Origin of the sequence: Streptomyces sp. CC224B (assembly GCF_030010595.1) — a bacterium.
Classification (GTDB): Bacteria; Actinomycetota; Actinomycetes; order Streptomycetales; family Streptomycetaceae; genus Streptomyces; species Streptomyces longispororuber.
Genome location: NZ_JASCXL010000127.1, coordinates 15,823 through 27,461 on the forward strand (window position 1 = coordinate 15,823; position 11,639 = coordinate 27,461).

Annotated in this window: 9 protein-coding genes; 3 read left to right on the forward strand and 6 right to left on the reverse strand. The window is 73.1% G+C overall.

From position 1 onward, the window contains the following. The first annotated feature begins 381 nt into the window (after window positions 1-381). The 3 genes from QK440_RS34655 to QK440_RS34665 all read left to right on the forward strand — a co-directional run bounded on the left by QK440_RS34655 (window position 382) and on the right by QK440_RS34665 (window position 5,077). On the forward strand, window positions 382-2,223 hold the full coding sequence (locus QK440_RS34655) for a serine/threonine-protein kinase (RefSeq protein ID WP_282797226.1): 1,842 nt from the start codon (window positions 382-384) through the stop codon (window positions 2,221-2,223). A gap of 301 nt (window positions 2,224-2,524) precedes the next feature. Then, a complete protein-coding gene (locus tag QK440_RS34660) occupies window positions 2,525-3,778 on the forward strand; it encodes a serine hydrolase domain-containing protein (protein WP_282797227.1) in 1,254 nt (417 codons plus the stop codon). A gap of 171 nt (window positions 3,779-3,949) precedes the next feature. After that, entirely contained in the window at window positions 3,950-5,077 is a 1,128-nt protein-coding gene (locus QK440_RS34665; protein ID WP_282797228.1) for a hypothetical protein, read from the forward strand. Between the two features lie 196 nt (window positions 5,078-5,273). Here the strand turns inward: QK440_RS34665 and QK440_RS34670 are convergent, their stop codons facing one another. The 6 genes from QK440_RS34670 to QK440_RS34695 all read right to left on the reverse strand — a co-directional run bounded on the left by QK440_RS34670 (window position 5,274) and on the right by QK440_RS34695 (window position 11,435). After that, window positions 5,274-6,269, reverse strand: a complete 996-nt coding sequence (locus QK440_RS34670) for an HEXXH motif-containing putative peptide modification protein (RefSeq protein WP_282797229.1) — start codon at window positions 6,267-6,269, stop codon at window positions 5,274-5,276. Next, window positions 6,269-7,228, reverse strand: coding sequence for a cupin domain-containing protein (locus QK440_RS34675; protein WP_282797230.1), 960 nt, complete (start codon window positions 7,226-7,228; stop codon window positions 6,269-6,271). Before QK440_RS34675 ends, QK440_RS34670 begins: the two co-directional genes overlap by 1 nt. A gap of 1 nt (window position 7,229) precedes the next feature. Continuing rightward, entirely contained in the window at window positions 7,230-8,489 is a 1,260-nt protein-coding gene (locus QK440_RS34680) for an MFS transporter (protein WP_282797231.1), read from the reverse strand. 2 nt (window positions 8,490-8,491) lie between these two features. Continuing rightward, window positions 8,492-9,673 carry a hypothetical protein gene (locus QK440_RS34685; RefSeq protein ID WP_282797232.1) on the reverse strand — a complete coding sequence of 394 codons (1,182 nt, stop codon included), beginning with the start codon at window positions 9,671-9,673 and terminating at the stop codon, window positions 8,492-8,494. Window positions 9,674-9,917: 244 nt separating this feature from the next. Continuing rightward, a complete protein-coding gene (locus tag QK440_RS34690) occupies window positions 9,918-10,070 on the reverse strand; it encodes a hypothetical protein (protein ID WP_282797233.1) in 153 nt (50 codons plus the stop codon). 240 nt (window positions 10,071-10,310) lie between these two features. Then, the gene (locus QK440_RS34695; RefSeq protein WP_282797234.1) at window positions 10,311-11,435 is read right to left on the reverse strand and encodes a hypothetical protein; all 1,125 of its coding nucleotides are present in this window, start codon (window positions 11,433-11,435) and stop codon (window positions 10,311-10,313) included. Window positions 11,436-11,639: the final 204 nt, after the last annotated feature.

The window sequence follows — 11,639 nt, forward strand, 5'->3', positions numbered from 1 at the left end:
TCCTTGCTTACACAGGATCCGTTCGCGGAATCCCGCAGGGGCGCGGGTTTCCACGAGTACGAAAGCGGGTGCGGCCGCGGACGCGACGGCAGGCTCGGACGAGCGGGGGCACGGCCGCCGGCTCCGGTCCGAGCTGGTGACGCTCTCCGGCTCCCGGTCGCGGAGCTGTGCGAGCGGCGGACGCCCCGGCTGACAGGCCGCCACCCCCTCAGATCCGTGTGATCCGTGCCCGCCGTCGTGACGCGGCAGCCCTGTGGTGACTTCCGAGGTCGGTCAGAATCGTTCGCAGAGGCGCAACTTCGGTCATACGCTGCGCTAAGTCGCCAGTGGCTGGATGATGACCCCGCGAGTATCAGGGGGCGCGTTCCGGGGGGAGTCGCGATGGTCGAGGGCGGGCAGCCGTTCGGGGACAGGTTCCATCTGATCGAGGAGCTGGGGCGCGGCGGCATGGGGGTGGTGTGGCGAGCCGTCGACACGCTGCTCGGGCGTGAGGTCGCCGTGAAGCACGTGCACGCGCCGGGGCAGGGGGCCGCGCCCTTGGACACCAAGGCCACCGCGCGCCTGTTGCGCGAGGCCCGGGCGGCCGCGAAGCTCAACCATCCCGGCGCCGTCACCGTGTACGACGTGGTGCGGTCCGGTGCCGAGGTCGTCATCGTCATGGAGCTCGTCCGGGGCACCACCCTGGCCGCGCTCGTGGCTCGTGAGGGGCCGCTGCCGCCGGAGCGGGTGGCGTCGATCGGCACACAACTGGCCGAAGTCCTCGGCGCCGCGCACGCGATGGGCGTGATCCACCGGGACGTCAAGCCCGAGAACGTGATGCTCCTCGCGGGTGGCCGGGTCAAACTGGCCGACTTCGGGATCGCCCGGTTGTCCGGCGAGGTCACCAGCACGACCAGCGTCTTCGGCACTCCCGCCTACATGGCACCCGAGCAGATACGGGGAGCGCCCCTGCCCGCCACGGACCTGTGGGCCCTCGGCGTCACGCTCTTCCACGCCCTGGAGGGCGTATCCCCCTTCGCGCGCCCGGCACCGGTGGAGTCCATCGCGGCCGTCCTCTCCGAGCCGCCACCCGTGTCACGCCGCGCCGGGCCCGCCCTGGGGGCCGTCCTGGCCGCCCTGCTGGCCAAGAACCCGGAGGAGCGCCCGCACGTCGCGCAGGCCGCCGCGGAGCTGCGGCAGATCGCGGAGGGCCGCGTCACCACCAGGATGGCCGCCGCCCCGGTGGCGACCCGTCGGTACCCTCCCGCCACGAATGTCACGCCACCGCCACCGCCACCACCGGCGCCGCCGTGGCGGCCGGCGCGGCGCCCCTCCTCGGTGCACCCCGTCCTGCCGGGCCTCCTGGGCCTCGGCACGGTCGGGCTCTGGGTCCTGTCCTGGTTCCGGCTCGACGGGCATGCGGTGCTCACCGGCCCGGGGCTGCTGGTGTTCCGCACGCGTCCCTTCGAGACGTGGTGGATCGACGCGGGGCACACGCCCGACGCCACCGGGCCCGAAGGCGCCTGGGCCGCCGTCGCGGCCGGCTACCCCTTCGGGGAGGACGGGGTGCTCAACGCCCTGCTGGTCCTCGTCCACCTGCCGTTCCTGGGGTTGCTCATCGGCTCCTGGGCGAGCCTCGTCTCACCCAGCCGGCGCTCCTGGGCCGGACTCCTCGCGGGCAGCGGTGTCCTCGCCCTGACCAGTGGCTTCGTCATCAACGGCGTGCACCAGAAGGTGCACGTCCTGAACGAGGACGCATGGCTCAACAGCGGTCCCTACCTGTCGGCGGGGGCCGTCGGTCTGCTCGCCGCCTGGCACCTGGCGCGGCACGGCGGGACGCGCACCACGTCCGGCGACCGCCGTCGGCTGATCCCGCCGGCGGGAGGGGCCGTCGTGGCCGCCACGGCCGCGGGGACCGCCGTTCCGGGGCTCATGAGCGGTGCGGTGGCCGTGGTGGGCACCCTCGCCGTGCTGCTCTGGGCGGGGCTCGTCCTCCCGCACCGCCTGGCCTCGTCCGTGCTCGGTGGCTGGGCGCTCGCGATGGCCGTCCCGCTCGCCCTCGGTCTCGTCCTCGCCATGCACCCGGATCCCGCCGCGTCCTTCGCTCCCGTCGCCACCTGGCGCCTGGTCGTCCTCGCCGCCGCCGTGGCGGCGGTGGGCTGCTGGGCCCTGCTGTTCTCCCACCGGGCGCGGGAGGCGGAGTCGTACCGCTCGGCCGCGCTGCCGCACAACCAGCCCTGGTGACGGGCGGGGCCGCCCGGCGGAGCGGTGCCCGGCCAGGCGACCTGTGCCGTACGGGGCCCGCGGCCCAGCGGTCGCGCGGGCCGGGTGCACGCGACGGGGCTCCCTGCGGCAGGCCCCCCGCCGGGGGGTTCAGCGGTACGGACGTCCGGGGGACAGCCCTACCCGGCACCGGGCGTCAGCCGGATCGTCGGGGGCGGTCGGCGCGTCCATGCTGGAACCGGCACGGGACTCCGCCCGCGCCACAGGGATCCAGCGGCCCCACATCCTGCCCAACGGCCGCCTGGAGTAGAGGGGTTGGCGCGTGCGCGAGCAGACAGAGCAGCGGTTTCGTCCGTACGGACAGCGGGACAAGAGCCGGCGCGAGGTGGTGACGGGAACGCTCGCGACGGCCATGGGCGTACTCGCGGCGGGAGCCGCGGTTCCGCCCGCAGCGGCGGCACCCTCCGCGGCACCTCCCGCGTCGGTCCCCTCCCCCGCCCGGCACGGCAGCGTGCGGCAGGGCCTGGACGCACTCGTACGCTCCGACGGGGTGCCCGCCGCCCTGGCGAGCGTCACGGACGGCAAGGGACACACCCGTACGTACACCGCGGGGGTCGGCGACATCGCCACCGGCGCCAAGGTGCCCCGCGACGGCCAGGTCCGCGTCGGCAGCAACACCAAGGCGTTCACGGCCGTGGTCGTGCTCCAGCTCGTCGCCGAGGGCACCGTGCGGCTCGACGGCCACGTCGACACGTACCTTCCGGGCCTCGTCCACGGCGAGGGCATCGACGGCGGCCGCGTCACGGTCCGCCAGCTCCTCCAGCACACCAGTGGACTCCCGGACTACGTCGGCCACTTGGGCGACGACATCCGCTACTACGAGCCCCGCGATCTCCTCGACCTCGCCCTGCGGCACAAGGCCGACTTCGCGCCCGGTGAGGGCTGGAAGTACAGCAACACCAACTACCTCGTCGCCGGGCTCCTCGTGCAGAAGGTCACCGGACGCCCCGTCGCGGTGGAGATCGACCAGCGCGTCGTCCGGCGTGCCGGGCTGCGCCACACCTACTTCCCCGCCCCCGGCGAGCTGCGCCCGCGCGAGCGCCACCCCAGGGGCTACCACCAGGCGTCCGCGGGCGCGCCCGTCGTCGACGCCACCGAGTGGGACCCCTCCTGGGCCTGGGCGGCGGGGCAGCTCGTGTCCACCAACTCCGACCTCAACCGCTTCTACTCCGCGCTCCTGCGCGGCCGTCTCCTGCCGGGGCCGCAGCTCGACCAGATGCGCACCACGGTCCCCGCCGGCCGCCCCTTCGCCGACGGCGCCCGCTACGGCCTCGGCCTGGTCGGCACCCCGCTCTCCCGCGGCGGCCAGGTCTTCTGGGGCCACGGCGGCAGCATGACCGGGTACGAGACCCGCGGCGGTGTCACCGAGGACGGCCGCGCCGTCCACGTCGCCGTCACCACGCAGCCCGGCGAGGCCACGCGGAAGCACATGGAGGAGCTGGTGGACGAGGTGCTCTGCTCGACAGCGCGCACCTCGACAACGCGCACCTCGACAACGGGCGCCCGCAAGGGGTAGCCGGTCCGGCCCGGCAGGGCCGCGGACGCGGGCACCGGGTCGGAGCCGGTGGGTCCCCCGTCGGTGCTCCATGCGATCATGCGGGTGCTCCCGACGAGTCGGCGCGCGGTCGTGCAGGTGACCGGCGCGCGGTGCGAACCGGCGGGGGTCGAACGGAAACAGGAGTGCGGTGTGGCCAAGGGTGGGGGGCAGGACGGGGCGTCCGTGTCCGACGAGGAGTGGGAGCGGTTCCTCCGCGAGTCGGTGACGGGCGCGGCCGACGCCCCCGTGGAGCCGTCCGCGCGCGCCCGCGCCGTGCGGCGGCGGCTGCGCGAGGGCCCGGGGCAGCCGGAGGGCCGGCGCACCTACGCGCCGGCCCCACGCCGGCGCAGGACGGGCCGGTACGTGACCGGGGCGGTCGCGGCCGTGGCGCTCCTCGGCGTGGCGCTGTTCCCGCAGGACGTCATGGGCTGGTTCGGCGGCGGCGACGGCGGGCAGGCCGGGGGGACGGTGGCCGCCGAGACGGCTCCGCCCCGGGAGGCCCCCGCCGCGGAGCCGGCGCTGCGCCCCACCCTGGCCGAGCCGTTCCGCGGCTCGCCTGCCGCCCGCTGGGCCGACGGGGCGGCCGGGATCACGGTGCCCGAGGCCAGGGCGACCGGCTGGATGGACGCCGCCCAGGTCGGGCGGGCGCTGCGGCGCAGCAAGCAGTTCATGGTGGCCGCGGGGCTCGACACCCGCGTGTTGCGAGGTGGCCGGCCCGCGCGGGCGATCGCGCTCCTGAACCCGCACCAGAAGGACGTCCAGCGGTACCTGCGCGCCGCCCTGTCGTCGAAGGCGCCCACCCCCGAAACCGATCCGCTGCTGCTGTTCAGCCGCTTCCGCCCGGAGCGGGCCCGGCCGGCCGGGGATGTCGTCAAGACCCGGGTCCGGCTCACGTACCGGGAGGGGAAGCGGGGAGCGGTCGAGGTGACAGCGGACGTGACCTTCGTGTACCCGGTCACCCCGGCGGCCGGCGACGGCGGCCGGGACGCCGAGGTGGTCCGGACGATCGTGCGCCGCGAGGTGGTGATGAGCTGGGACGACCCGGCGAAGGTCGTCACCGAGCCGGGCACGGCGTCCCTCGTCTCGTACGCGCTCGACATGACCAACGGCGGCTGCTCCGGCCCCACCGGCTTCTTCGAGCCGCCCTTCGGCACGGCCGGCGAGCAGGGCGCCGACGCCGCCCGCCGGGTCGACCCGTACGACCGCAGCAAGCCGGTCGACATGAGCGGCGGCACGGCGTCCCGGGGCGACGACTGCGCGACGGCGACGCGTTCCTAGGGATAGGGACCTGACGGTCCGGTCGATGGGGCTGCTCACCGGCCGCCGCCCGCGCGGCGCGTATGACGCGGGGCGATCCACCGTGGATCGCCCCGCGTCGTACGTCCGTACGTCCCCACGTTCATGCGTCCAGGACTCCGAGAGCCCAGGTGCCCGAGATTTGGACAGTACGTCAGCGCCGGTGGGCGGCGGTGCGTCAGCTCCGGTGGGCCGCGGTCAGTTCCTTCTCCCAGCGCAGCAGGTCGTCGAAGTACCGGCGGCCCTCCTCCGTCCACTCGGCGGTCGGCTCCAGGGCCTCGATGGTGCCCCGGAGGCGGTGCAGGGCGTCGTCGCGCCGTGCGGTGACCTCGGGCGGGGCCGCCGGTTGTGCCGCGGCCCAGCGGGTCAGCCCGTACGCCATGCGCGCCAGGACGTGGGCGGCGTGGACGGCCCCGCTGACCGGCCGCGGGTCGGGGCGGAGCGGGTGGCTGATCATGACGTCGCCGTTGGTCACGAACGGGGCGAAGAAGTTCCGCAGGTACAGGGCGTGGTGCCCGGTCTCGTGCAGCAGTGCCTCGAAGGCGGCCGGGACGCTCTCGACGCTGGACGTGCCGAGGTACACCGCGCCGAAGGTCTGGCGGAGCGTGGCCGAGCGGAACGCGCCGCCCTGTACGTACACGATGACGCGGACCAGCAGGTCCGACTCCAGGGCGGCTTCCGGCCACACCGTCCGCAGGGTGTCGCGGGCGGCCTCCAGGTGCGCGATCCCCTCCCTCGGGTCCGGTGCGCGGAAGTCGGCGTCGCCCGCGCCGCTGGTGCGGCGGATGTCGGCGAGGAGCTGGTCCGTGCCCCACCGGCACCACTCCGGTACCGACGGCGCGTCGGACGTGTCAGACGTGTCGGATGTGTCAGACGTGCCAGAGGCGTCAGAAGCGTCGGACGCGGCACCGGGCGTGAGGTGTTTCAGTGAGGGCATCGAGCCCGCGTCCGCCAGTGAGCGGGCCAGCTCCGCGACGCCCGCGGGGTCACCGCCACCGGTGGGCGTCCGGGTCGCCGCCCAGACCAGGCCGGGGTGCGAACAGGCCGGTTCGGGCCCGGGCGGGAGGACCGGTGCCAGGCGGCGGAGGACGTCCCGGTGGTGGCTGCGGACCAGGTTCATGGTGCCGGCCGGGGTGATGCCGACCCGCACCACCTCGTCCCGTCCGGCACCCATCAGGCGTCACCCGCGGGGGACTCCACCGCCAGGATCTGGCCGAGGGAGGCCGTCTCGGCCTTCTTGAGCTGCTGCTCGCGGGCCTTGAGACGGCGTACCACCAGAGCGGAGATCACCTCGTCGCCCAGGTCCTCCAGGGTGCGGAAGAGGTCTTCCCTGACCTCCTTCCACATCTCCTTCGACGCGCCGCTCAGCGCCTCGGCCGTGCTGGGCAGCCGGCCGCGCAGGGCGACGCTCCGCTCGGCGACGAGTTCCAGGGCGTCGTGCAGGATCTGGGTCCAGTTGTCCTCCACCCCGTCGGAGAAGGCGATGTGGACGGAGCCCTCCTCCGCCGTGGTGCCCTCGTGGTAGAAGCCGCGCGGCAGGTACAGGCAGTCGCCGGCGTGGAGGGTGACTTCGAGGCACTGCGGGGTCTGCGGGGTGACGCCCGGCTTGGAGCGCTTGACCGGCCACTGCTTCGGCGGTTCGTGCAGCCGCCAGGTCTTGGAGCCGGCGAGCTGGCGCAGGAAGATGCTGGCCAGGTCGTAGTGCGCCTCGGCGCCCTTGGAGTGCGGCGGGGTCAGGAAGGCGTTGGCCGCGACGGGGACCCCGATGTCCTCGGACAGCTCCGCGCAGAAGGCCTCCACCTCGGGGCAGTAGGTGGACATCGCCTGGAAGACGAGCGTCGCGCCCTGCCGCATCTGGGACACCACGTACGCCGGGTCGGCGAGCCCGGACAGCACCCGGCGCTCGTCGCTCCCGTCGTCCCCGGGTTTGGTGGCCTTGCGGACCCCGATGTCCTGGCCGTGCCGCCACAGTCTGATGTAGGGCGTGCGCAGGCCCCGTTCGAAGAGGAGCCGCTGGGCGAGGTCGGTCGAGAACACCTGGTCCAGGTCGCCCATGTCCCGGCTGACGTACGGCTCGGTGTCCCGGATGGACTTCAGCTTCGAGGGGTCGTCGAGGAGCTTCTCCACTGCCATCTCATACCTCCGCGTCTTCGGGAACCGGCTGTTCTTCCTGATGGAAATCGCGCACCCCGGGCACCGTGAGGACCAGCAGCGCGGCACCGAGCTGGACGGCCGCGGCGACGACGAGGACGGTCGTCCGGCCCACCGTGTCCGCGAGCGGTCCGATGACGGCGAGGCCGAGGGGCAGCAGGGCGAGGCTGCACAGCCAGTCCACGGAGCTGACCCGGCCGAGGATCGACGGGGGGAACTGGCGTTGCAGCGCGGTGTGCAGAAGCGTGTTGAAGGGCATCATCGCGAACCCCGCGAGCATGTACCCGGCCACCACCCACCACAGGGAGAACGGGGTGAGCAGCACGAGCGGCACGACGGTGAAGAGCGCGTTGAACACCATCGCGCTCGTCCCGGGCCGCTTCAGCCGGATCCGCCCGACGACGATCGTGCCGACGAAGCCGCTGAGGCTGAACATCGCGATGACCAGACCGTAGGTCGAAGGCCCGGAGAACTCCTCCTGGGTGATGACCGGCAGGAGGACCATGTGGGCGGCGACCACCAGCATGGTCTGCACCGCGGTCATCACGAGGAGGGCCGACACCCAGCGCACGCGCCGCACCGCCACCAGCCCTTCCCGGATCTCCTGGGCGATGGAGGAGCGTTTCCCCGCCCGATCCATGGGCGGTTCGGTGACGGCGAGGACGCACAGCAGGCTGACCGCGAACGTCGCCGCGTTGACCGCGAAGGCCGTCCGGGTGTCCGCGGTGGCCACCAGGACGCCGCCGAGCGCCGGGCCCACCACGGCGGCCGCGCTCTCCATGCTGCCCCGCCAGACGTTGGCGCTGAGCAGCCGGTCCTCGGGGACGAGGGAGGGCACCAGACCGCCGTACGCGGGACGGAAGAACGCCTCGCCGCTGCCGACCAGGAAGGTCATCACGGCGAGCGCGAGCGTGGTGGAGTCGAACGCGCCGAGCACCACCACGGTGATGGCGGCAAGCCGGAACGCGTCGGCGAGGATCATCGCCCGGCGCCGGGGCACGCGGTCCGCCCAGGCGCCGCCGACGAGGGCGAACAGGACGGTGGCGAGCATCCGGGCGCCGATCACCAGGCCGACGTCACCGGCGTCACCGCCGCTCTCGATCACCCGCAGGGACACGGCGACGTTGAAGAGCTGGTCCCCGACGGCGCTGACCGCCTGCCCGGCCCAGAGGTAGCGGAAGTCGCGCAGTTCCATGGCGCTGCCGGCCAGCCGGCCCGCCACCGCGGTTCGCAGGTTGGGCATGGTCAGTCGTTCACGCTCGCAGGCGCGGGATCCGTCACCTCTCCGGCCACGGCGCCCGTCAGCTCTCCGGCCGCGGGGTCCGTCAGCTCTCCGTAGCCGAATCCGCAGCAGTCGCCCGTGATGTCCTCGTCCCGCACCAGCGCGGGGTGCTCCTCCCCGTTGAGCTGGAGGTTGGCCAGGTCGACGGGTTCGGGGTCGTCGTCGATCCAGAGTTCCGCGCCGTCCGAGATCAGGTCGAGGTGCACCTTCTCCTCGTAGCCGACCACGGCACGGTCCTGGTTGTGCTGTCCGAAGCCGATGTGCACGCCGACGCGCCGTTCGTTGAGGTGCGAGTTGGCCGGGACGAACCGGTCGATGCCGGTGTTCGTGCCGAAGCCCAGCTCCCCCACGCGGGTGCCGTGCGGCTGCTTGAAGCACAGTTCCACCAGCTCGCGGACGTCGTCGTCGCCGCCGGTGAAGCCCGTGGCGCGACCGTCCGTGATGTCGACCGTCAGCGGGTGGGCCGCGAGGCGGGTGTCGATACGGGTGATGACGTTGCAGTTGAGCGCCCCGTCCGCCACCAGGCGGCCGTCGATCGCGGCCGGGTACGTGGCGATCTCCCCCGCCGGGAGGATGGTGAAGCCGCCCGGGCGCCACACCCCGCGGTTGCTGATCCAGTCGTACCGCTCGTTGTCGAGCCGGATGCGCAGGTCGGTGCCGCCCCGGCTGCGGACCCTGACGCTGCGCGCCCCGGTCAGCCGGGTCAGCAGCGCCGCGTTGCGGGCGCTGAGTTCGTCCGGGCCGAGGTTGAGCGCAAGCTCGAAGAACTCGCGCGACGCGCTGATGACGCGGACCACCATGCACCGGTCGTCCCCGAACTGCCGCAGCACGTGCTGGAGTTGGGCGAAGTGGGACATCGTGTCCCGTTCGAGCGTGAAGATGACGAGCCGGCCGTCGAAGGTCCCGGGGTCCGGCACGGCGGAGTTCAGACGGGCGGCGAAGCCGTGGTCCACGAGGGGGCGCATGCCGATGAGCCGTGCGCTGAGCTGTCGTTGCTTCAGCCCGGCGACCAGCCAGGCGGCCGCCTCCCGGCTGTCCGGGGTGAAGACGACGACGCAGTGATCGCGCTCGGAGAGGCCGGCGTACCGGTCGAGGAGTGCGTCGACTCCGTCCCGTACGTCGCGGCTGGTCTGCACAACGGTCAAGACGTGCTCCCTGTGGCTTCGGGTCGGGTCGAGGGGCGTCCCGGGAGGGGGCTCCGGCCGCGGTGACCGATGCGGCCGGAACCCCCGAGGGCCGTGCGGAACCATCAGGCGGAAACCGTCAGGCGCGAACCGTCTGGAGCGACCCATCAGGCGCGAACCATCCGGAACGAACCGTCTGGAGCGAGCCGTCTGGAGCGAGCCATCGGGCGCCAACCATCAGGCGGGATCTAGCAGGTTGGAACCATCAGGTGGAGACGAACCACGCCATCAGCGGACCCTCGTCACCACTGCCGACCGGAACGAGCACCTCGGCCGACTCGGCCTCGGAGAGCTCACGCAGAGCGTCCTCGACCAGCGACTCGTACGTCGGCGCTTCCACGGTGTCCGTTTGTGTCATCTTTGAACTCCTCTCAGACAACAACAGCGGCGCGATGCTACGCATCATGTCCATGTAGGGTCAACCGAAATGACGGCGTAACTCCCGTTTACCGTACGCTATTTGGGGTAGACGGCACCGGAAGGTTCGCCTCCGGGGCGGTGTGGCGGGCCGACCGGTGCGGCCTGCCGGGTATCTGCCCGGTACCTTCCGGGTCTCTGCTCGGTACCTTCTGGGTCTCTGCCGGTCTCTGCCCGGCGTCTACCGGGTGTGGCGCAGGAAGACGTCGTCCTGGCCGTTGGTGTCGCCGGGTACGAGGTCGGGCGCCGTGGAACTGAACACCACCGCGCCTCCGTCGGCGCTGATCCCCCCGGGAGTGACCCGGGCGTCGGCAGGGCCGACGGCGGTGCCACGGCCGGTGCGCAGGTCGACCAGGTGCGGGCCGTCCGCCCGGGAGACGACGGCGTGGTGCCCGTCGTCGGTGGCCGCCGAGGCGCGGCCCTCGGTGACGCGCTCGGTGGCGCCGGTGCTCACATCGTACGCGTACAGGCCGCCTTGGGCGTTCAACAGGACGCGGTGGCCGTCGGCGGTGATCCGGACCAGCTCGACGGTGCCGAGTCCGGGGTCCAGCTGGACGCGCCCCGCTCCGGAGGCCTTGAGGAACACGTCCGCCGTGTCCTCGGAGCCCTCGCTGTAGCCGCCGACCTGGTAGGCGACGCGGGTGCCGTCGCCGTTCACCGAGGCGCCGCCCTTCTCGCCCTCCTCGGGCGGCGAGATCAGCTCGTCGGTGCCGGTGGCGGTGTGCCGGACGTACAGCAGCCGGAAGTTGGCGTCGCCGCGGCGGTTGCCGATGGTGTACGCCACGTGTGTGCCGTCGGGGTTGAGGGAGTTCACGGTGCCCAGCTCGTTGAAGCCGGGTGGGTCCTCGGGCCACAGGCGCTCGGTTCTGCCGGTGTTCAGGTCGTGCAGGTAGGGGCTGTTGAAGCGCTGGTTGGCCGTGAACGCGACCCGGCCGCCGTCCGCGCTGAGCAGCGACGCCCCGTAGAGGTGCCCGCCGCCGAGGTTGATGCCGGTGAGGGCGCCGGTGGTCAGGTCCTTGACCTTCAGGCACGACGCGTATCCCCCGCAGCCGAGGTTGGCCGCACGCGTCACGAAGGCGACGCGGCGCCCGTCCCCGCTGATCGCGGCGGTGTGCGAGGGGCCGTCGAGCTGGGCACCGTCGTCGGTGGTGCTGACGCGTTCGGTGTGGGGGGTGAGCGGGGCCGCTGGGGCGTACGGGGTGGGCGGGGTGCGCGGGCCGGGGTACGCCGTGGCGGGGGCGGCCGCGAGGGTGGTCGTCAGGGTGGTGGCCAGGAGCGTGGTCGCTACGTACCGGGTCCGGAGCAAGGGGCCCTCCACATAGGGGTGTTGGTGGCGCCGCTCGTGTCATCGGGCGACGCCTCCTGGGTGGACTGTGGCTGGGGTTGCGGCTTTGGCTGGGGTTGTGACTTTGGCGGGGGGGTGGGTGTGGGCTTAGGCCGTTTCCTTCGGATCATCTGATCGTTGGTTTGGTTGTGTCGCTGACTGACGCGCAGTGGGCGCGGATCGAAC